At 72.9% G+C, this 19,618-nt stretch carries 21 protein-coding genes; 16 read left to right on the top strand and 5 right to left on the bottom strand.

Features of this window, described 5'->3' with window-relative positions:
- Window positions 1–59: 59 nt before the first annotated feature.
- Both AC3YO9_RS02855 and AC3YO9_RS02850 read right to left on the bottom strand, forming a co-directional pair.
- Window positions 60–842: an SDR family oxidoreductase gene (locus tag AC3YO9_RS02855; protein WP_489982059.1), complete on the bottom strand. Its 783-nt coding sequence runs from the start codon at window positions 840–842 to the stop codon at window positions 60–62.
- 11 nt (window positions 843–853) lie between these two features.
- Window positions 854–1,588, bottom strand: a complete 735-nt coding sequence (locus AC3YO9_RS02850) for an EthD domain-containing protein (protein ID WP_489982058.1) — start codon at window positions 1,586–1,588, stop codon at window positions 854–856.
- 172 nt (window positions 1,589–1,760) lie between these two features.
- Between AC3YO9_RS02850 and clpB the strand changes: the two genes are divergently transcribed.
- The 6 genes from clpB to AC3YO9_RS02820 all read left to right on the top strand — a co-directional run bounded on the left by clpB (window position 1,761) and on the right by AC3YO9_RS02820 (window position 8,195).
- Window positions 1,761–4,325 carry an ATP-dependent chaperone ClpB gene (gene clpB, locus AC3YO9_RS02845; protein WP_489982057.1) on the top strand — a complete coding sequence of 855 codons (2,565 nt, stop codon included), beginning with the start codon at window positions 1,761–1,763 and terminating at the stop codon, window positions 4,323–4,325.
- A gap of 65 nt (window positions 4,326–4,390) precedes the next feature.
- The gene (locus AC3YO9_RS02840; RefSeq protein WP_489982056.1) at window positions 4,391–5,029 is read left to right on the top strand and encodes a hypothetical protein; all 639 of its coding nucleotides are present in this window, start codon (window positions 4,391–4,393) and stop codon (window positions 5,027–5,029) included.
- A gap of 28 nt (window positions 5,030–5,057) precedes the next feature.
- Window positions 5,058–5,834: an SDR family NAD(P)-dependent oxidoreductase gene (locus tag AC3YO9_RS02835; RefSeq protein ID WP_489982055.1), complete on the top strand. Its 777-nt coding sequence runs from the start codon at window positions 5,058–5,060 to the stop codon at window positions 5,832–5,834.
- 63 nt (window positions 5,835–5,897) lie between these two features.
- Window positions 5,898–6,446: an orotate phosphoribosyltransferase gene (pyrE, locus tag AC3YO9_RS02830; protein ID WP_489982054.1), complete on the top strand. Its 549-nt coding sequence runs from the start codon at window positions 5,898–5,900 to the stop codon at window positions 6,444–6,446.
- 22 nt (window positions 6,447–6,468) lie between these two features.
- The gene (locus tag AC3YO9_RS02825) at window positions 6,469–7,152 is read left to right on the top strand and encodes a TrmH family RNA methyltransferase (RefSeq protein ID WP_489982053.1); all 684 of its coding nucleotides are present in this window, start codon (window positions 6,469–6,471) and stop codon (window positions 7,150–7,152) included.
- Window positions 7,146–8,195: a glycoside hydrolase family 76 protein gene (locus AC3YO9_RS02820; RefSeq protein WP_489982559.1), complete on the top strand. Its 1,050-nt coding sequence runs from the start codon at window positions 7,146–7,148 to the stop codon at window positions 8,193–8,195. Before AC3YO9_RS02825 ends, AC3YO9_RS02820 begins: the two co-directional genes overlap by 7 nt.
- A 7-nt stretch (window positions 8,196–8,202) precedes the next feature.
- On the opposite strand, the gene AC3YO9_RS02815 is transcribed toward AC3YO9_RS02820, so the two are convergent.
- Window positions 8,203–8,889, bottom strand: coding sequence for a DedA family protein (locus AC3YO9_RS02815; protein ID WP_241249260.1), 687 nt, complete (start codon window positions 8,887–8,889; stop codon window positions 8,203–8,205).
- A gap of 1 nt (window position 8,890) precedes the next feature.
- Window positions 8,891–9,673 carry a DedA family protein gene (locus AC3YO9_RS02810; protein ID WP_241249258.1) on the bottom strand — a complete coding sequence of 261 codons (783 nt, stop codon included), beginning with the start codon at window positions 9,671–9,673 and terminating at the stop codon, window positions 8,891–8,893.
- A gap of 136 nt (window positions 9,674–9,809) precedes the next feature.
- Here AC3YO9_RS02810 and fbaA point away from each other — a divergent pair, with 136 nt between their 5' ends.
- The 3 genes from fbaA (at window position 9,810) to AC3YO9_RS02795 (ending at window position 12,548) form a co-directional block, all read left to right on the top strand.
- Complete coding sequence (fbaA, locus tag AC3YO9_RS02805) at window positions 9,810–10,844, top strand: class II fructose-bisphosphate aldolase (protein WP_127784220.1); 1,035 nt, start codon at window positions 9,810–9,812, stop codon at window positions 10,842–10,844.
- A 130-nt stretch (window positions 10,845–10,974) separates the two neighbouring features.
- Window positions 10,975–11,388, top strand: a complete 414-nt coding sequence (locus AC3YO9_RS02800; protein ID WP_127784219.1) for a DUF3151 domain-containing protein — start codon at window positions 10,975–10,977, stop codon at window positions 11,386–11,388.
- Window positions 11,389–11,402: 14 nt separating this feature from the next.
- The gene (locus AC3YO9_RS02795) at window positions 11,403–12,548 is read left to right on the top strand and encodes an FUSC family protein (protein ID WP_489982052.1); all 1,146 of its coding nucleotides are present in this window, start codon (window positions 11,403–11,405) and stop codon (window positions 12,546–12,548) included.
- Window positions 12,549–12,560: 12 nt separating this feature from the next.
- Here the strand turns inward: AC3YO9_RS02795 and AC3YO9_RS02790 are convergent, their stop codons facing one another.
- A complete protein-coding gene (locus AC3YO9_RS02790; protein ID WP_489982051.1) occupies window positions 12,561–13,145 on the bottom strand; it encodes a hypothetical protein in 585 nt (194 codons plus the stop codon).
- A gap of 141 nt (window positions 13,146–13,286) precedes the next feature.
- Here AC3YO9_RS02790 and AC3YO9_RS02785 point away from each other — a divergent pair, with 141 nt between their 5' ends.
- The 7 genes from AC3YO9_RS02785 to AC3YO9_RS02755 all read left to right on the top strand — a co-directional run bounded on the left by AC3YO9_RS02785 (window position 13,287) and on the right by AC3YO9_RS02755 (window position 19,618).
- Window positions 13,287–14,579 carry an adenylosuccinate synthase gene (locus AC3YO9_RS02785; protein ID WP_127784217.1) on the top strand — a complete coding sequence of 431 codons (1,293 nt, stop codon included), beginning with the start codon at window positions 13,287–13,289 and terminating at the stop codon, window positions 14,577–14,579.
- A 245-nt stretch (window positions 14,580–14,824) separates the two neighbouring features.
- Window positions 14,825–15,376 carry a diaminobutyrate acetyltransferase gene (gene ectA / locus AC3YO9_RS02780; protein WP_489982050.1) on the top strand — a complete coding sequence of 184 codons (552 nt, stop codon included), beginning with the start codon at window positions 14,825–14,827 and terminating at the stop codon, window positions 15,374–15,376.
- Window positions 15,373–16,635, top strand: a complete 1,263-nt coding sequence (ectB, locus tag AC3YO9_RS02775; RefSeq protein ID WP_127784215.1) for a diaminobutyrate--2-oxoglutarate transaminase — start codon at window positions 15,373–15,375, stop codon at window positions 16,633–16,635. Before ectA ends, ectB begins: the two co-directional genes overlap by 4 nt.
- A 51-nt stretch (window positions 16,636–16,686) precedes the next feature.
- Window positions 16,687–17,082, top strand: coding sequence for an ectoine synthase (locus tag AC3YO9_RS02770; RefSeq protein ID WP_127784214.1), 396 nt, complete (start codon window positions 16,687–16,689; stop codon window positions 17,080–17,082).
- 97 nt (window positions 17,083–17,179) lie between these two features.
- The gene (locus tag AC3YO9_RS02765) at window positions 17,180–17,779 is read left to right on the top strand and encodes a class I SAM-dependent methyltransferase (protein WP_489982049.1); all 600 of its coding nucleotides are present in this window, start codon (window positions 17,180–17,182) and stop codon (window positions 17,777–17,779) included.
- 53 nt (window positions 17,780–17,832) lie between these two features.
- Complete coding sequence (gene purD, locus AC3YO9_RS02760; protein ID WP_489982048.1) at window positions 17,833–19,098, top strand: phosphoribosylamine--glycine ligase; 1,266 nt, start codon at window positions 17,833–17,835, stop codon at window positions 19,096–19,098.
- Window positions 19,099–19,189: 91 nt separating this feature from the next.
- A complete protein-coding gene (locus AC3YO9_RS02755; RefSeq protein ID WP_489982047.1) occupies window positions 19,190–19,618 on the top strand; it encodes an EthD domain-containing protein in 429 nt (142 codons plus the stop codon).

Below are 19,618 nucleotides of genomic sequence, written 5' to 3'. Positions count from 1 at the left end.
TCAGCGAAACGCTTCCTGCACAGTAGGGCGCGTCTGCTGCTGCGGCCACCCGTTGGTGCTCAGCGGTTGAGCCAGCCGATCACCTGGCGGTTGAGCCAGTACGGGGTCATCCGGGTGAGCGGGGCCGCCAGCCTGGTCTGCGCACCCACCATCACGTGCGGCGAGCGCACCCGGCGGCGGCCGGACAGCACGCGGTGCACCTGGCGGGCCACGTCCTCCGGGCCCAGCCGGACGCCGAGCCTGCGGGTGGTGCCCAGGTCCTTGATCTCGTCCACCATGGCGGTCCGGACGAACAGCGGCCACAGCGAGGTGACGGTGATCCCGGTGCCGCGCCACTCGATGTCCAGGGCCTCGGTGAGGCTCTTGACCGCCGACTTCGTGGCGCCGTACACCGCGAGGCCGGGCTGGCCGTACATCGCCGACGCCGAGGCCAGGTTGAGCAGGTGCGCCTGGGGGGAGCGCAGCAGGTACGGGTAGGCCAGCCGGGCGCCGCGGATCACCCCGCCCACGTTGACCTGCACCAGGCGCAGGTGGGTGTCCACGTCCTGCTCCACGAACGTGCCTGCGGAGATGACCCCGGCGTTGTTCACCAGGGCGTCGAGCACGCCCCCGGTGCCAGCGGTCAGCTCGGTCAGCGCCTGCTCCCAGTCGGCGGTGCTGGTGACGTCCAGGCGCCCGCAGTGGATGGGCACCGCCGCGCCGGCGGCCTCCGGAGCCTCGGCCAGGTCGGGGACCGTGAGGTCGAACGCGCCCACCCGCCAGCCCTGCTGGGCCAGCAGCAGCGCGGTGGCGCGGCCGATGCCCGACTGGGCGCCGGTGACGAGGACGGTGCGTGGGGCCACGGTTGCTGCTCCTAGCTGAGGGTGGGGCACGGGGTGGGGGAGGTCAGCACGTAGCGGCTGGTGGGCACCACGTCGATGCCCTGGGCGGCGCCGAAGGTGTCGACGCTGGCCGCCATGGCCTGCAGCCGGCGAGCGAGCTCGGCGTCGTCGCCGCCCGAGCCGTAGAAGGCGTGCACGTCCTGCAGCGCCTCGGGGCGGAAGACCTCCTCCACGATGCCGTCCACCACCGGGGCGTCGGGAGTGAGCGCGCGCACCACCACGTTCTGCACGTAGCCGCGGGTCTCCTGGGTCTCGATGGCCACCGCGGTGTGGTGGTTCTGCCAGCGGTCCAGCCAGGTCGCCGGGTCCAGCTCGGCCGGGCGGCGCAGGAAGGCGACGTTGGTGAAGCCGTAGCCGCGCGCACCCGGCTCCCACTGCGGAGCCATCGGCACCGACTCGGTGACCAGGTAGCCGGCGATGCGTCCGCTGACCTCGGCCAGCAGCTGCTCCAGGGCGGGCCGGACCGGGCCGGCGACGGTGTCCACCCACACGCTGACCACGGCGCTGATGGGAACATCGAAGGTGGTGATCCGCAGCATCGCCGTGGCCACCGCGTCGTCGGAGACGTTCACCTGCACGCCCCGGGCGCCGGCGGCGGTGAGCTGCTCGGCCACCTCGCCGCGCAGCCGCTCCGCCCAGCCTGCTGAGGGCTCGCCCGCGGCGGGCTCGTCCGGGCGGGGCCACAGCGCGTACACCAGCTTCTCCATGGGCGCGGATGCTACGGAGCCGGCGGGCGGGGTGGAACCGGGAAGTTCCGACCACCGGAATCGCAACGGCCGCAGGGCAACGCCTAGACTTGAGCGGAACAGACTAAGGTTTGTTGACGTTGGACCTTGCAGGGCCTTCGGGCGCAGCACGAGCAGACCATGAGGTGGATCAGTGGACTCCTTCACGCCGACGACCAAGACGCAGCAGGCGCTGTCGACCGCTGTGCAGTCAGCGACCAGCGCCGGACACCCCGACGTGCGGCCCGCGCACCTGCTGGTCAGCCTGCTCGGAGTCAGCGACGGCATCACCGGACCGCTGCTGACCGCCGTCGGCGCCGACCCGGCCGCCGTGCGCGCCGAGGCCGAGACCCTGCTGCGGCGCATCCCCGCCGCGTCCGGGGCCACCGTCGCCGCGCCGCAGCTCGACCGCCCGGCGCTGCGGGCCCTCAACGCCGCCCAGCAGCTGGCCGAGTCGATGGGCGACGAGTACGTCTCCACCGAGCACCTGCTGGTCGGCCTGGCCGAGGGTGACTCCGACGTGGCCAAGCTGCTGGTGGGCCACGGCGCCACCGCGCAGGCCCTGCGCGAGGCCTTCACCACCGTGCGCGGCTCCGCCCGGGTCACCAGCCCCGACCCGGAGGGCAGCTACCAGGCACTGGAGAAATACGGCTCCGACCTCACCGCCCGCGCCCGCGACGGTGAGCTGGACCCGGTGATCGGCCGCGACGCGGAGATTCGCCGGGTGGTGCAGGTGCTCAGCCGCCGCACCAAGAACAACCCGGTGCTCATCGGTGAGCCGGGCGTGGGCAAGACCGCCATCGTGGAGGGCCTCGCCCAGCGCATCATCGCCGGCGACGTGCCCGACAGCCTGCGCGGCCGCCGGGTGATCTCCCTCGACCTGGGCTCCATGGTCGCCGGTGCCAAGTACCGCGGCGAGTTCGAGGAGCGCCTCAAGGCGGTGCTCGCCGACATCCAGGCCAGTGCCGGCGAGGTCATCACCTTCATCGACGAGCTGCACACCATCGTCGGCGCCGGCGCCACCGGGGAGGGCGCCATGGACGCGGGCAACATGATCAAGCCGATGCTCGCCCGCGGGGAGCTGCGCCTGGTGGGGGCTACCACGCTGGAGGAGTACCGCAAGCACATCGAGAAGGACGCTGCCCTGGAGCGCCGCTTCCAGCAGGTCTTCGTGGGCGAGCCCAGCGTGCCCGACACCGTGGGCATCCTGCGCGGGCTCAAGGAGCGCTACGAGGTGCACCACGGCGTGCGCATCACCGACAGCGCGCTGGTGGCCGCGGCCACCCTGTCCGACCGCTACATCACCGCCCGATTCCTGCCGGACAAGGCCATCGACCTGGTGGACGAGGCGGCCTCGCGGCTGCGCATGGAGATCGACTCCCGGCCGGTGGAGGTGGACGAGGTGGAGCGCGAGGTGCGCCGCCTGGAGATCGAGGAGGTGGCGCTGTCCTCGGAGAGCGACGCCGCCTCGCAGGACCGGCTGGAGACGCTGCGCGGTGAGCTCGCCGACGCCCGGGAGCGGCTCAACGCCCTCAGCGCCCGCTGGCAGAACGAGAAGAAAGCCATCGAGGGGGTGCGCGAGCTCAAGGAGCAGCTGGAGACGCTGCGCGGGGAGTCCGAGCGGGCTGAGCGCGACGGCGACCTCGGCCGGGCCGCGGAGCTGCGCTACGGCCGCATCCCCGAGCTGGAGCGCAAGCTCGCCGAGGCCACCAGCGTGGCCACCGACGGCGACGTGCTGCTCAAGGAGGAGGTCGGGCCGGACGACGTGGCCGACGTGGTCTCCGCCTGGACGGGCATCCCGGCCGGACGGCTGCTGGAGGGCGAGACCGCCAAGCTGCTGCGCATGGAGGAGGTCATCGGCTCCCGGGTGGTGGGCCAGGAGGCGGCCGTCGCCGCGGTCAGCGACGCCGTCCGCCGCGCCCGGGCCGGGGTGGCCGACCCGGACCGGCCGACGGGATCGTTCCTGTTCCTCGGCCCCACCGGCGTCGGCAAGACCGAGCTGGCCAAGGCGCTGGCGGAGTTCCTCTTCGACGACGAGCGCGCCATGGTGCGCATCGACATGAGCGAGTACGGCGAGAAGCACTCCGTCGCCCGGCTGGTGGGGGCGCCCCCGGGCTACGTCGGCTACGACGCCGGTGGCCAGCTGACCGAGGCGGTGCGCCGCCGGCCGTACACGGTGGTGCTCTTCGACGAGGTGGAGAAGGCGCACCCGGACGTCTTCGACATCCTGCTGCAGGTGCTCGACGACGGCCGCCTCACCGACGGCCAGGGCCGCACGGTGGACTTCCGCAGCACCATCCTGGTGCTCACCTCCAACCTGGGGGCCGGCGGCACCAAGGAGCAGGTGATGGAGGCGGTGCGCCGGGCGTTCAAGCCGGAGTTCGTCAACCGCCTGGACGACGTGCTGGTCTTCGACGCGCTCACCGAGGCCCAGCTCGAGCACATCGTGGACATCCAGCTGGCCGCGCTGGCCAAGCGGCTGGAGGCCCGCCGGCTCACCCTGCAGGTCTCCGCGGCGGCCCGCACCTGGCTGGCCGAGCGCGGGTTCGACCCGCAGTACGGCGCCCGGCCCCTGCGGCGCCTGGTGCAGCACGCCATCGGTGACCAGCTGGCCCGAGAGCTGTTGGGCGGCAAGGTGCACGACGGTGACACCGTCGCGGTGGACGTGGCGCCGGACGGGGCGGCGCTGGTGGTGGGCGCACCCGAGCCGGTCGCCTGAGTCGCCCTCCGCAGCGGTCCCTCGCCGACGCCGGCGACGGTTAGGGTGTCGGGCGTGAGCGCCCGATGAGCACAGCCCTGGTCGTCGCCGGCGTCGTGCTGCTGGCGGTGGGTCTGGCCGTGCTGGCGCTGGACGCCCGCCGCAGCACCGCCGGTGGCCGTGCGCGCCGCCAGTGGGCGCAGGAGCACGGCGGCCGCCACCAGGAGGCCGACCCTGCCCTCGCCGGGTGGTGGCGCCACGGGGTCTTCGCCGACAGCGACGCAGGCCGCGCGGTGCAGGTGGTGAGCCTGGTCGACGACGGCCGGCCAGTGCACCTGTTCGACCTGCAGCGCGCCGGCGCCACCGCCTGCACGGTGCTGGCGGTGCGCCGGCCGAGTGAGTCCGAGGTGGTGCTGGAGCTGCGCCAGGGCTCGGTGTCCACCGGCAGCGCCGGCCTGGCGTCCGGGCTGGACCTGCTGGGCCCGGTGGGAGAGCGCTACGCCTTCACCAACGACCTCGAGGCGGCCCGCGCCGTGGTGGACGACCAGCTGGTGGAGCTGGTCGACGCCGCCGGCTACGACCTCGCCGTGCTCTGGGTGGAGGGCGGCTGGGCGCTGGCCGCGCTGGACCCCACCGCGGGACCCGAGCGGTGGGACGACGTGCTGGCGCTGCTGGGGCGCCTGGGCGAGCTGGCGCACGGCCTGCCCGCCACCCAGCCGGTCTGACCACCGGTGCGCAGCTAGCCTCTCGGCCATGACCTCCCGCACCGCCCTCGTCACCGGTCCCACCTCCGGCATCGGCGCCGCGTTCGCCCGCCGCCTGGCCGCCGACGGCTACGACCTGGTGCTGGTGGCCCGGGACACCGCCAAGCTGGAGGCGCTGGCCGCGGAGCTGAGCAGCCGCCACCGCAGCACCGCCACCGTGCTCACCGCCGACCTCACCCGCGCCGAGGACCGCGCCGTCGTGGCTGACCGCGCCCGCCAGGGCCTGGACCTGTTGGTGAACAACGCCGGCTTCGCCACCTCGGGGGAGTTCTGGACCACCGACCCCGAGCAGCTGCAGGCTCAGCTGGACGTCAACGTCACCGCCGTCATGCAGCTGAGCAGGGCTGCGCTGCCGGCGATGATCGCCGCGGGCAGCGGCGCGGTGGTCAACGTGGCCAGCGTCGCCGGCCTGGTTCCTGGGCGGGGCTCCACCTACTCGGCCAGCAAGGCGTGGGTGATCTCCTTCTCCGAGGGTCTCGCCGGTGGGCTGGTCGGCACCGGCGTGCAGGTGCAGGCGCTGTGCCCAGGGTTTGTGCGCACCGAGTTCCACGCCCGCGCCGGCATCGACATGAGCTCCACCTCCGACCGGCTGTGGCTGCAGCCCGACGACGTCGTCCACGCAAGCCTGGCCGACCTGCGCCGCGGCAGGGTGGTCTCCGTGCCCGGCCGGCAGTACAAGGCGCTGGTCGGGGCCTCCCACCTGCTGCCGCGCGGCGCCCTGCGCTGGGCGGCCACCCGCGTGGGCAACGCCCGCGGCCGCAGCTGATCTCGCGGACACGGCTGAGCACCGCCTGGCTGCTCAGGCCGCCGCCTCGGTAGCGTGAGCGCCATGCCTGCCGCCGTGGATCCTGCCGCCCGTGCCCGCCTCGCCGAGCTGGTCCGCGACCTCGCAGTGGTGCACGGCAAGGTCACGCTGTCCTCCGGCGCGGAGGCCGACTACTACGTGGACCTGCGCCGGGCCACGCTGCACCACGAGGCCAGCCCGCTGATCGGCCGGCTGCTGCGCGAGCTGACCGCCGACTGGGACTTCACCGCGGTGGGCGGGCTGACCCTGGGTGCTGACCCGGTGGCCACCGCCATGCTGCACGCGGGCACCGGCCTGGACGCCTTCGTGGTGCGCAAGTCCACCAAGACGCACGGCATGCAGCGCCTCATCGAGGGCCCGGACGTGGCGGGTCGCCGGGTGCTGGTGGTGGAGGACACCACCACCACGGGAAACTCCCCGCTCACCGCCGTCGCCGCGCTGCGCGAGGTGGGTGCGGAGGTGGTCGGCGTGGCCACCGTGGTGGACCGGGCCACCGGCGCCGACGCGGTGATCGCCGAGCAGGGGCTGGAGTACCGGTCGCTGCTCACCCTGGCTGACCTCGGGCTGGCCTGAGCGCCATCCACGCGGGAGAGCAGTGAGCGAGCACGTGGTGGACGCCGCGGAGGCTTCAGCGGTCTCCGAGGCCGGGCCCACCGAGTGGGCGCAGGCGCCGGTCGGCGTGGGTCCCTGGGTGGGGCCGCTGCCGGAGGACCCGCGCTACGACCCTGAGCTGCTGGCCGAGGGCGATCGGCGCAACGTCGTGGACGCCTACCGGTACTGGCGGCGCGAGGCCATCGTCGCCGACCTGGACACCCGCCGGCACCCGCTGCACGTGGCCATCGAGAACTTCGGTCACGACGGCAACATCGGCACCGTGGTGCGCACCGCCAACGCCTTCGCGGCAGCGGCCGTGCACATCGTGGGCCGCAAGCGGTGGAACCGCCGTGGCGCCATGGTCACCGACCGCTACCAGCACGTGCACCACCACCCGGACGTCCCCACCCTGGCCGGCTACGCCCGCGCGCAAGGGCTGACCGTGGTGGCGGTGGACAACACCCCGGGCGCGCAGCCGCTGGAGACCACCGAGCTGCCCCGGCACTGCCTGCTGCTGTTCGGCCAGGAGGGTCCCGGGGTGAGCCCGGAGGCCGTCGAGCACGCCACGCTCACGGTGTCCATCGCCCAGTTCGGCTCCACCCGCAGCATCAACGCCGGGGTGGCTGCGGGCATCGCCATGCACACCTGGGTGCGCCAGCACGCTGACCTGCGCCAAGCCTGGTGAGCACCTGGGCGCAGCGGGCCGCCGCCGCCGAGGACGCGGTGCTGCACCACCACCTGCGGCCGCTGTGGGGGCTGCCCGGCACCGCGCTGGGGCTGATGGTGGTGCCCCCGGCGCCGGAGCACCGCACGTTCGCCAAGTGGTGCTACTGGTGGCAGGCGCACCTGCTGGACTGCCTGGTGGACGCGGCCACCCGCGAGCCCGACCCGCAGCGGACCCGCCGGGTGCGGGAGGTGGCCCGGGGCATCCAGGTGCGCAACCTCGGCAGCTGGACCAACAGCTACTACGACGACATGGCCTGGCTGGCGCTGGCCCTGCAGCGCGCCGACACCGAGCTGGCGGTGGCGCACCCGCGCGGGTCGCAGGCCCTGCTGGTCGAGCTGCAGCAGGCCTACCAGCAGGCCGGCGGGCAGGGCATCCCGTGGCGGCGCGGGGACGACTTCCGCAACACCCCCGCCAACGGGCCGGCGGCCATCCTCTTCGCGCGCAGCGGCCGCGTGTCGGCGGCCGCGGACACCGCCGACTGGCTGCACACCCGGTTGCTGGACCCCGCCACCGGCCTGGTCTGCGACGGGCTGCGTCCTGGTGCGGCCGGCGCGGTGGTGGAGGTCACCAAGTACACCTACTGCCAGGGCGTGGTGCTGGGGGCGGAGACCGAGCTGGCGGTGCGCACCGGCGCCGCCGTGCACGCGCGTCGGGTGCACCGACTGGTGCGCGCGGTGCAGACCCACCTGGCGCCCAGCGGCGTGCTGGTGGGTGCCGGCGGCGGGGACGGCGGGCTGTTCGCCGGCATCCTGGCGCGCTACCTGGCCGTGGTCGCCCGCCAGCTGCCCGGCGACGACGACGCCGACGCGCAGGCCCGGGCCACGGCCCGCCGGTTGGTGCTCAGCTCCGCCGACGCCGCGTGGCGCCACCGCGACGAGGTGGCGGGACGACCGGTGTTCGGCCCCAGCTGGGCGCAGCCACCGCTGGCCGGCCGGCGGGACCTCTCGGTGCAGCTGTCGGCGTGGATGCTGCTGGAGGCTGCCGCCACCCTGCCCGGTTGAGCGGGGGCTAGTGGTCCAGCGCCGGCAGGTCGGGGGCGGGCACCACGTCGGGGTCCTCCGGGCGCTCCACCTCCTGGCGGTAGCGGAACAACCCCCACGCGGTGCCCACCACCAGCAGCACCACCAGCACGGCGACGGCGGTGTGCAGCAGCCACGGGACGGTGTCGAGCAACCCGGCACCGTAGTAGCCGAGCAGCAGCAGGGTGGGCACCCAGATCAGCGCACCCAGGCTGCTGGCCAGCAGGTAGCGCCGCGGGTTCATGTGCGCGGCCCCGGCGAGCATCGGCGCCAGGGTGCGCACCCAGGGGATCCAGCGGGCGATCACCACGGCCCAGAAGCCGTAGCGGTGCATCAGGTCGGTGGCGCGCAGCAGGTTCTTGCGGTTGAGCACCCGGCCGCCCTTGCGGGCGAGGACCTTGGTGCCGGCGTGCGTGCCCACCTGGTAGCCCACCTGGTTGCCGACGATGGCCACCACCGTCGCCGTGCCCGCCAGCCACCACGCCTGGTGCTCGCTGTGGTGCGCGGCCAGCACCACGCCGGCGGTGAGCAGCAGCGAGTCGCCGGGGAGGAACAGCCCGACGATGAAGGCGCACTCCAGCAGCACGAAGCCCAGCACGATCACCCACACCAGCACCGGGCCCGCGGTCTCCAGCGGACCGTAGGTCGCCGCGACGAGCTGGGCGCCCGGCGGCACGTCAGACGGCGGCGGTCCCGCGGGCGGTACCGCCGCTCTCGTCCTGCGCCGACGCGTCGTCGGTCGGGACGGCAGCGCTGGCGGCGTCGGCGCGCACAGCTGCATCGGCCTGGGTCCTGGCCCGCGTGGACGCCCGGCGGTTGCGGAGGACCTCGACGAGGATCGGCACCACCGACAGCGCCACGATGAGCAGCAGGATGGCCTCGATGTTCTTGCTCACGAAGTCCACGTTGCCCAGCAGTCGTCCCAGCAGGATGACCCCGGCACCCCAGAGCACGCCACCGACGATGTTGTAGGTGACGAAGGTGCGGTAGCGCATCTTGGCCACCCCGGCGGTGACCGGCATGAAGGTGCGCACGATGGGCACGAAGCGGGCCAGGATGATGGCCTTGGGGCCGTGCTTGTCGAAGAACTCGTGCGCGTCAGCCACGTACTTGCGCTTGAAGAACCGGGAGTCCTCCCGGTTGAAGATGGCCGGCCCGGCCTTGCGGCCGATGAAGTAGCCGACCTGGTCACCGGCGATGGCCGCGATCGGCACCGTGAGCATCAGCAGCCACACCGGGGCGATCGAGGGGACCGGGTGCCCGGCGAGCACCGCGTCCCCGGTGGAGATGAGCCCGGCGGTGAACAGCAGCGAGTCGCCCGGGAGGAAGAAGCCGAAGAGCAGGGCGCACTCCACGAAGACCACGGTCAGCAGTCCGGCGAAGCCGAAGTTCTCGAGCAGGTAGTTCGGCTGGATGAACTCCGGGCCCACGGACAGGACGGCGGTGCTGGCTGGGGTCACCGCGCCCACGATACCGGCGAGCCGTTGGTCCCTTGCCCTTCCGTGGGGGCAAGTTGTCATACTGACTGTCAATTACTGCCCGTGCGCCACCACCACGGCGTGCGCGGGTGCCGTCGCTCAAGGAGGACCGTCAACGATGCCGATCGCCACCCCAGAGGTCTACGCCGACATGCTCGACCGGGCCAAGGCCGGCTCGTTCGCCTACCCGGCCATCAACTGCACGTCCTCGGAGACGATCAACGCTGCGCTGAAGGGCTTCGCCGACGCCGGCAGCGACGGCATCATCCAGTTCTCCACCGGTGGCGCGGAGTTCGGCTCGGGCACCGGGGTGAAGGACATGGTCACCGGGGCCGTGGCGCTGGCGGAGTTCGCGCACGTCGTGGCCGAGAAGTACTCCATCAACGTGGCGCTGCACACCGACCACTGCCCCAAGGACAAGCTGGACAGCTACGTCCGCCCGCTCATCGCCATCAGCAAGGAGCGCGTGGACGCCGGGCGCAACCCGCTGTTCCAGTCGCACATGTGGGACGGCTCCGCGGTGCCGCTGGAGGAGAACCTGGAGATCGCCAAGGACCTGCTGGCCGCCACCGCGGCCGCGCGGATCATCCTGGAGGTGGAGATCGGCGTGGTCGGTGGCGAGGAGGACGGCGTCGACAACGAGATCAACGACAAGCTGTACACCACCGCGGACGACTACCTGAAGACCGTCGAGGCGCTCGGCGGCGGCGACACCGGCTCGCGCTACCTGCTGGCCGCCACCTTCGGCAACGTGCACGGCGTCTACAAGCCGGGCAACGTCAAGCTGCGCCCGGAGGTGCTCGCCGAGGGTCAGCGGGTGGCCGCGGAGAAGCTCGGCCTGCCCGCCGACGCCAAGCCCTTCGACCTGGTCTTCCACGGCGGCTCGGGCTCGCTGCTGTCGGAGATCCACGAGGCGCTGGGCTACGGCGTCATCAAGATGAACGTGGACACCGACACCCAGTACGCCTTCACCCGCCCCATCGCCGGGCACATGCTCGGCAACTACGACGGCGTGCTCAAGATCGACGGCGAGGTGGGCAACAAGAAGGTCTACGACCCGCGCAGCTACCTCAAGAAGGCCGAGGGTGGCATGGCCGCCCGCGTCGTCGAGGCCTGCGAGAACCTCCGCTCGGCTGGTCAGTCGAAGGGCTGACCCGCCCCCTCGTTCGGCACTCAGGGCCCGCAACGCCGTTCTCCGCGCTCGCGCGGGGCGTTGCGGGCCCTGAGTGCTGGGGGTGGGGCACCGGGTGCCTGCCCGTCCGGCTGCGGGGCATGATGGGCCCATGACCTACCCCGATCTGCTTGGCCCCCAGCCCACCCTGCTGCCCGGCGACCCCGAGGCGGAAGCCGCTCTGCGCGAGGGCACCGACCCCGTGGCCGTGGCCGCCGAGCACCCCGCCGCCAGCATCGCCTGGGCCACCCTCGCCGAGGGCGCCCTCGAGGCCGGCGAGCCCGTCACCGCCTACGCCTTCGCCCGGACCGGCTACCACCGTGGTCTGGACCAGCTGCGCCGCAACGGCTGGAAGGGCTTCGGCCCGGTGCCGTACTCGCACGAGCCCAACCGTGGCTTCCTGCGCGCCGTGGCCGCGCTGACCAAGGCCGCCACCGCCATCGGCGAGACCGACGAGCAGGCTCGCTGCCTGACGCTGCTCAACGACTGCGATCCCGAGGCCGCCGTGCAGCTCGGCCTCGCCTGATCCACCTCCCGGCGGTGCTGCGGCGTCTGTTCGACCGGCTGCACCCGGCTCTGCAGACCCGGGTGCGGCGGCTGCGCGCCACCGAGCTGGCGGTGCTGCAGTGCGCCCTGGCCGCTGGGCTGGCCTGGTTCCTGGCCCGCGACGTCGTCGGTCACGCGGAGCCGTTCTTCGCGCCCATCGCCGCCGTGGTGTGCCTGGGGGTCTCCCTGGGTGCCCGGCTGCGCCGCGCCGTCGAGCTGGTGGCCGGGGTCAGCGTGGGCATCCTGGTGGGCGACCTGCTGATCTCGGTGATCGGCAGCGGCGCCTGGCAGATCAGCGTGGTGGTGCTGCTGGCCATGACCACCGCGCTGCTGCTCGACGGCGGCGGGGTGTTCACCCTGCAGGCCGGCACCTCGGCCGTGCTGGTCGCCACCCTGCTGCCGCCGGGGGGCTCAGCCGGCGTCAACCGCTTCGTGGACGCCCTCGTCGGTGGTGTCGTGGGCATCGTGGTGATGTCGCTGATACCGGCCGATCCGGTGCGCTCGGCCCGCAGCGACGTGGCCAAGGTGCTCGACGAGCTGATGGCCTCGCTGCACCTGGTGGCCCGCGGACTCACCGACGCCGAGGAGGCGCCCGTGCTCGAGGCGCTGCGCCGGGCGCGGTCCACCCAGGGCAGCCTCGACAGCCTGCGCGCCAACCTCGCCGCCGGGCGGGAGCTGGCCCGCATCGCCCCGCTGCGCTGGCGCTCGCGGCAGCGCCTGGCCCAGCTGGACGCCACCGCCACCCCGCTGGACAACACCGCCCGCAACCTGCGGGTGCTGGCCCGGCGGTCGCTGGCGGCGGTGCGCGACCACGAGCAGGTCGAGCCGCGGCTGGTGGCGCAGGTGGAGGGCACCGCTGCGGCGATGGCCACGCTGCGGGCCGCGGTGTGCTCCGCGCGCGAGGAGGTGCCCGAGCTGGGCCCCGCGGCACTGCAGCTGCGGCAGGTGGCGGCCGGGCTGACCAGCGACCTCGGAGCCAGCGGTGGTCTGTCGGTGCGGGTGGTGGTCGGTCAGCTGCGCTCCGCCGTGGTGGACCTGCTGCGGGTGGCCGGGGCCAGCCGCGTCTCGGCGCTGGCCAGCCTGCCGCCCACGGTCGAGCACCCCGCCGTTCCGCCGGACGTGGAGAACCTGGACCGCTGAGCGGCGAGCCCCTCAGCCCACGAGCAGCCAGTCGGTGGTGTGCCGGTAGAACGTGGAGCGCTTGAGCACCCGCTCGTGCTGCACGCCGTCGCGGGTGAGCACCAGCCCCGTGGAACCGGTCTGCACGGCCCGGCCGGTGACCCACCGCGGGCGCCAGCGCCGCTGCTCGGCCACCCGCAGCCCCGGCTCGTCCCCGCTCGGCTCGATCCACAGCCCGGCGCTGGTGCCGGTGAACACCCGGGTGTTGTCGGCGTAGGTCTCGCCGGTGAGCCGTTCGCCGTCGGGCCCGGTGATGCTGGCCCGTCCGACCAGCGCGATGCCGGCGTCGTCGCGGGCCAGCGGGCGTGGGCGGGCGGTGCCGGTGAGCGCCAGCGCGGCAGCGGCGGCCCCGGCGGGCAGCCCCCAGCACCGGGTCGCCGCGCTCGGTCGCGGGCTCACGTGGGCCAGCTCGACGTCGAGCCGCTCGGTGCGCAGCAGCCGGGTGAGCACCGCCGCCAGGTCGGCGTCATCGCCCACCACCACCAGCCGCTCGGCCTCGCCCAGCAGCGGGTCCACCTCGTCCTTGCCCGGCCGCGCGAGCACCGGTACAGCCGTCATCTGGGCAAGCTCCTGCGGCGGCGTCGTTCCGCCGCAGGTCAGCACTACAGTCCGCACCCGCGAGCTCCTGGTCTAGGGTTCTTCCGGCGCCCACTGACGTGCGCCGCGTCAACACGATCATGCACATGCAGGGAGCAGAACATGCCGGCAGTCGTCCTCATCGGCGCCCAGTGGGGCGACGAGGGCAAGGGCAAGGCCACCGATCTACTGGGCGAGCGGGTCCAGTGGGTGGTCCGCTACCAGGGTGGCAACAACGCGGGACACACGGTGGTCCTGCCCACCGGGGAGAACTTCGCCCTGCACCTCATCCCCTCCGGGATCCTCACCCCTGACGTCACCAACGTCATCGGCAACGGCGTGGTGGTGGACCCCGGCGTGCTGCTGGCCGAGCTGGCCGGGCTGGAGGAGCGCGGGGTGGACACCTCCCGGCTGCTGCTCTCCGCCGACGCGCACCTGCTGATGCCCTACCACGTGGCCATCGACAAGGTCACCGAGCGCTTCCTGGGCAACGCCAAGATCGGCACCACCGGCCGCGGCATCGGACCGGCCTACCAGGACAAGATCGCCCGCGTGGGTGTGCGCGTGGCCGACGTGCTGGACGAGAAGATCCTGCGCCAGAAGGTCGAGGCGGCCCTGGAGTTCAAGAACCAGGTGCTGTCCAAGATCTACAACCGGCGCGCGCTCGACCCCGACCAGGTGGTCGCGGAGGTGCTGGAGCAGGCGGAGGGCTTCAAGCACCGCATCGCCGACACCCGCCTGCAGCTCAACGAGGCGCTGGAGCGCGGCGAGACGGTGCTGCTGGAGGGCAGCCAGGGCACCCTCCTCGACGTCGACCACGGCACCTACCCCTACGTCACCTCCTCGAACCCCACCGCCGGCGGCGCGTCGGTCGGCTCGGGCATCGGCCCCACCCGCATCACCACGGTGCTGGGCATCCTCAAGGCGTACACCACCCGCGTCGGCTCCGGTCCGTTCCCCACCGAGCTGCACGACGAGATGGGCGAGTTCCTCAGCAAGAAGGGCGGCGAGGTGGGGGTCACCACCGGCCGCGCCCGCCGCTGCGGCTGGTTCGACGCCGTCATCGGCCGCTACGCCACCCGCGTCAACGGCATCACCGACTACTTCCTCACCAAGCTCGACGTGCTGTCGGGCCTGGAGACGGTGCCGATCTGCGTGGCCTACGAGGTGGACGGGGTGCGGGTGGAGGACATGCCGATGACCCAGTCGGACGTGCACCACGCCGTGCCGGTCTACGAGGAGATGCCGGGCTGGTTCGAGGACATCAGCGGTGCCCGCACCTTCGAGGAGCTGCCCGCCAACGCCCAGGCCTACGTGCTGCGCATCGAGGAGCTCTGCGGCGCCCGGGTGTCGTGCATCGGGGTCGGTCCCGGCCGGGACGAGACCATCGTCCGGCACGACGTCCTCGCTGGCTGAGAGCGGCGCCCGCGGGGTCCCGGGCCAACAGGGTCGGGACCCCGCCGCGCCGCCCGGTTCGGCGCGCGAGGGCGGCTGCGCAGGTGTTCGACGGGCCGTCGGTCACTGACCCGGTGACCTGCAGGACTCCGGCGCTGACCTCGGGCGTGGGGAGAATGTCGGAAATGCCCGGGTGTAGTGCATCTCACTGTTTCCAACATGTTACGTGACTCGCGCGCGGCACCTTTGTTACGTTCGAACACCGTATGACTCCCCCTGACACAGGTACGACCCCGCCCGCTGCTGCCGACCCAAGCTCCCCAGGGCCGTCCGACGGCCTCTCGTTTCGTGCTCCCGGCCCCGGTGACGGCACCCGGATGTGGGAGATCGCCCGCGACTCGCAGGTGCTGGACGTGAACTCCGCCTACGCCTACGTGCTGTGGGGTCGCGACTTCTCCGGCACCTCGATCGTCGCGCTGGACCACGATCGGGTCGTCGGCTTCGTCACCGGCTACCGACGCCCGGACCGCCAGGACACGCTGTTCGTCTGGCAGGTGGCGGTGGACGCCGACCAGCGCGGCAAGGGAGTGGCCGGCCGCATGCTCGACGGCGTGCTCGACCGGCTGGCCACCGCGGGAGTCGTCCGCCTGGAGACCACGATCAGCCCCGACAACGAGGCGTCGCAGGCCCTGTTCGCCGCTCTGGCACGCCGGCGCGGCGTGCCCATCAGCACCGAGGAACTGTTTCGACCGGAGCACTTTCCGGACAGCCACGAGGCCGAGGATCTCTACACCGTCGGCCACCGACACGGAGGATGATCGTGACTTCAATCTTCGAGACGCTCGAATCAGATGTGCGCAGCTACAGCCGTGGGTGGCCCGCCGTGTTCGACACCGCCCAGGGATCCTGGATGCGGAGCGAGGACGGCACGGAGTACCTCGACTTCTTCGCCGGGGCCGGAGCGCTGAACTACGGCCACAACCACCCGGTCCTCAAGCAGGCCCTGCTGGAGTACCTCGGCCGCGACGGCGTCACCCACGGGCTGGACATGTCCACCGTGGCCAAGCGCAACTTCCTGCAGACCTTCTCCGACCGGGTGCTGAGCCCGCGCGGGCTGGACTACAAGGTGCAGTTCCCCGGCCCGACCGGCACCAACACCGTGGAGTCCGCGCTCAAGCTGGCGCGCAAGGTGACCGGCCGCGAGGCCATCATCAACTTCACCAACGCCTTCCACGGCATGACGCTGGGCGCGCTGTCGGTCACCGGCAACTCGATGAAGCGGGGCGGTGCCGGCATCCCGCTGGTGCACTCCACCCCGATGCCCTACGACCACTACCTGTCCGAGAGCGACGGCGAGAACTCCGACTTCGACTGGATGGAGCGGGTGCTCGACGACTCCGGCAGCGGCTTCAACCGCCCCGCCGCGGTCATCGTGGAGACCGTGCAGGGTGAGGGCGGCGTGAACGTGGCGCGCGCGTCGTGGCTGCGCTCGCTGGCCGAGCTCTGCGCCAAGCGCGACATCCTGCTCATCGTCGACGACGTGCAGATGGGTTGCGGGCGCACCGGTCCGTTCTTCTCCTTCGAGGAGGCGGGCATCACCCCCGACATCGTCTGCCTGTCCAAGTCCATCAGCGGCTACGGCATGCCGATGGCGCTGACCCTGTTCAAGCCCGAGCTGGACGTCTGGGAGCCCGGCGAGCACAACGGCACCTTCCGTGGCAACAACCCCGCCTTCGTCACGGCCACCGTGGCGCTGGAGCAGTTCTGGTCCGACGACACCCTGCAGCGGGAGACCCTGGTCAAGGGCAAGCAGGTGCACGACGCGTTCGCCGCGCTGGCCGCCGAGCACCCGGGCGTGAGCACCCGTGGTCGTGGTCTGGCCCAGGGCCTGGTCTTCGCCGACGCCGACCTGGCCGGCAAGGTCTGCTCGCTGGCCTTCGACAACGGCCTGCTGGCCGAGACGGCGGGGCCGTCCGACGAGGTGGTCAAGCTGCTGCCCGCGCTGACCATCACCGCCGACGAGCTCGACCACGGCCTGAAGATCCTGGCCGAGGCCACCGCCACCGTCAGCTCCTGACCGGGCAAGGCCCGCACCAGCTTTCCCTACCGTCAACACATCGGAGGCAGCATGATTGTCCGCACCATCGACGAGATCACCGGCACCGACCGCGACGTCACGGCGCCGAACGGCCAGTGGGCGAGCAAGCGCATCGTGCTCGGCGGTGACGGCGTGGGGTTCTCCTTCCACGAGACCGTCATCGAGCCGGGCACGGTGAACGACTTCCACTACGCCAACCACATCGAGGCGGTGTGGCTCGTCGAGGGCGAGGGCACGCTGACCGACCGCGAGACGGGCGAGGTCTACCCGCTGGCTCCGGGAACCATGTACCTGCTCAACGGGCACGAGCGCCACACCGTGGAGCCGACCACGCGGATGCGCATGTTCTGCGTGTTCAACCCGCCGGTCACCGGCAAGGAGGTGCACGACGAGAACGGCGTGTACCCCCTCGTCGCGGCTGACTAGCGACGCGCTGCCGCGCTGACCCACGACCGGGCCGGACGTCGCTCCCTCGCGGGACGGCGACCGGCCCGGCCGTCTGCGTGGGGGATACCGTGGCCGCATGAGCAAGCCGACGCGGTGGGTGACGGCGCACGACGCCGGGCACTCCCAGTGGTACATCGACCGGTTCCGCACGCTCGCCACCGAGGGGGCCGACCTGGTCGGCGAGGCGCGCACGCTGGACGCGATGCTGCCCCGCGGCGCCCGGGTGCTCGACGCCGGCTGCGGCCCCGGGCGGGTGGGCGCCGAGCTCGCCGCCCGCGGGCACCAGGTGGTGGGCGTGGACGCCGACCCGCAGCTGATCGAGGCCGCGGAGGCCGACCACCCCGGGCCACGCTGGCTGGTGGCCGACCTGTCCGAGCTGGACCTGGCCGAGCTGGGGGAGCCCGAGCCCTTCGACGCCCTGGTCTGCGCCGGCAACGTGATGCCCTACCTGCGCCCGGGCACCGCGCCTGAGGTGCTGGTGCGGATGGCGGCGCACCTGCGCTCCGACGGCGTCGCGGTGATCGGCTTCGGTGCTGGCCGCGGCTACACCGTGGAGGAGCTGGACACCCACGCCGTCGCCGCCGGCTTCGTGGTGGAGCAGCGGTTCGCCACCTGGGACCTGCGGCCCTGGCACGCCGACGCCGACTTCTCCGTGACGGTGCTGCGCAAGCCCTGACCAGGCAGATGCCGGCGCCGTGGCGCCGACGTCGCCCCGTAACCTGTACCGCTGTGCGCGTACTCGTGATCGGCTCCGGTGCCCGTGAACACGCTCTGCTGCTGGCCCTGCGCCGTGATCCCGGGGTGACCGAGCTCTTCTGCGCCCCGGGCAACGCGGGCACGGCCCACGTGGCCGAGCAGCACCCGGTGGACGTGGCCGATCCCGAGGCGGTCACCGCCATGGCTCGTCGCCTGGCTGCCGACCTGGTGGTCATCGGTCCCGAGGTGCCGCTGGTGCTGGGGGTGGCCGACGCCGTGCGCGCCGCGGGCATCGCCTGCTTCGGACCCTCCCGCCAGGCCGCCCGCATCGAGGGCTCCAAGGCGTTCGCCAAGGACGTCATGGCCGCGGCCGGGGTGCGCACCGCGCACAGCGAGATCGTGGACAGCCCGGCCGACCTCGATGCCGCGCTGGACCGCTTCGGCCCGCACTGGGTGGTCAAGGACGACGGGCTGGCGGCGGGCAAGGGCGTGGTGGTCACCGAGGATCGCGACGCCGCCCGCCGGCACGCCGCATCGCTGCTGGAGGACGGCCACCCGGTGCTGCTGGAGAGCTACCTGGACGGCCCCGAGGTCTCCCTGTTCTGCCTGGTCGACGGCGAGACGGTGGTGCCGCTGCTGCCCGCCCAGGACGCCAAGCGGGTGGGCGACGGCGACACCGGCCCCAACACCGGCGGCATGGGTGCCTACGCGCCGCTGCCCTGGGCGCCCGAGGGCATGGTCGAGGACCTGGTGGAGAACACCGTCAAGCCGGTCGCCGCGGAGCTGGTGCGCCGGGGCTGTGGGTTCTCCGGGCTGCTCTACGCCGGCTTCGCGCTGGGTGCGGCCGGGCCGGCGGTGGTGGAGTTCAACTGCCGCTTCGGTGACCCGGAGACCCAGTCGGTGCTGGCCCTGCTGCGCACGCCGCTGGGCGAGCTGCTGCACGCCACCGCCACCGGCAGCCTGGCCGAGCACACCGGCCTGGAGTGGGCCCCCGGCGCCGCGGTCACCGTGGTGCTGGCGGCGGAGAACTACCCCGGCAAGCCACGCACGGGTGACGTCATCAGCGGCGCCGACGAGGAGAGCGTGCTGCACGCCGGCACCGTGGCCCGCCCGGAGGGCACCGTGGTCTCCGCCGGTGGACGGGTGCTCAGCGTGGTGGGCACCGGCGCCGACCTGGCCGCCGCGCGCGAGGACGCCTACCGGCGGATGGCGCAGGTGCACCTGCCCGGCGGGCACTTCCGCAGCGACATCGCCGCCCGGGCCGTCGCCGGGGAGATCACCGTTCCCGGCCCGCGCTGAGCGAGGCGGCGCCCGCTGGCCGGGACGCGGCCGGTTCCGGGCTCGGCCGCGGCCTACCTTGGCGCCACACCCCTAGTGGAGGAGCCGCGTCGTGTTCAAGGCTGTCGCCCTGCTGACCCGCAAGCCCGGTACCTCCCGCGCGGAGTTCATGGCCTACTACGGCAGCACCCATGCGCGGCTAATCCGTGAGCTGCACCCGCAGATCCGGGCCTACCGCCGCAACTTCCTCCAGCACGAGAGCGTGCTGGGCTCGCCGACCGCGCCGGTGCCCGACTTCGACGTGGTCACCGAGATCTACTTCGACGACCGCGCCGGCTTCGACCAGATGATCGCCGACTCCGCCGGCACCGAGGTGGGTCGAGCCATCGCCGCGGACGAGGACCGGTTCGCCGACCGCTCGCGCACCCGGATGTACGTGGTCGACGTCCAGGAGGACACCGATGGCCACGGAGACACCGATGGCCACGGAGACACCGATGGCCGCGGAGGCACCGATGTTCCAGCAGACACCGACGCCTGA

It is taken from the genome of Rhodococcus sp. Z6_132 (assembly GCF_058133635.1).
Note: the sequence above shows the minus strand (reverse complement) of the source record. Positions and strands in the feature narration are given on the sequence as shown.

Excerpts from the sequence above, each read along its gene's own strand:
- AC3YO9_RS02850 (WP_489982058.1), bottom strand. The coding sequence starts at position 1,588 with ATGGAGAAGCTGGTGTACGCGCTGTGGCCCCGCCCGGACGAGCCCGCC.
- AC3YO9_RS02840 (WP_489982056.1), top strand. The coding sequence starts at position 4,391 with ATGAGCACAGCCCTGGTCGTCGCCGGCGTCGTGCTGCTGGCGGTGGGT.
- AC3YO9_RS02835 (WP_489982055.1), top strand. The coding sequence starts at position 5,058 with ATGACCTCCCGCACCGCCCTCGTCACCGGTCCCACCTCCGGCATCGGC.
- pyrE (WP_489982054.1), top strand. The coding sequence starts at position 5,898 with ATGCCTGCCGCCGTGGATCCTGCCGCCCGTGCCCGCCTCGCCGAGCTG.
- fbaA (WP_127784220.1), top strand. The coding sequence starts at position 9,810 with ATGCCGATCGCCACCCCAGAGGTCTACGCCGACATGCTCGACCGGGCC.
- AC3YO9_RS02800 (WP_127784219.1), top strand. The coding sequence starts at position 10,975 with ATGACCTACCCCGATCTGCTTGGCCCCCAGCCCACCCTGCTGCCCGGC.
- AC3YO9_RS02790 (WP_489982051.1), bottom strand. The coding sequence starts at position 13,145 with ATGACGGCTGTACCGGTGCTCGCGCGGCCGGGCAAGGACGAGGTGGAC.
- AC3YO9_RS02785 (WP_127784217.1), top strand. The coding sequence starts at position 13,287 with ATGCCGGCAGTCGTCCTCATCGGCGCCCAGTGGGGCGACGAGGGCAAG.
- ectA (WP_489982050.1), top strand. The coding sequence starts at position 14,825 with ATGACTCCCCCTGACACAGGTACGACCCCGCCCGCTGCTGCCGACCCA.
- ectB (WP_127784215.1), top strand. The coding sequence starts at position 15,373 with ATGATCGTGACTTCAATCTTCGAGACGCTCGAATCAGATGTGCGCAGC.
- AC3YO9_RS02770 (WP_127784214.1), top strand. The coding sequence starts at position 16,687 with ATGATTGTCCGCACCATCGACGAGATCACCGGCACCGACCGCGACGTC.
- AC3YO9_RS02765 (WP_489982049.1), top strand. The coding sequence starts at position 17,180 with ATGAGCAAGCCGACGCGGTGGGTGACGGCGCACGACGCCGGGCACTCC.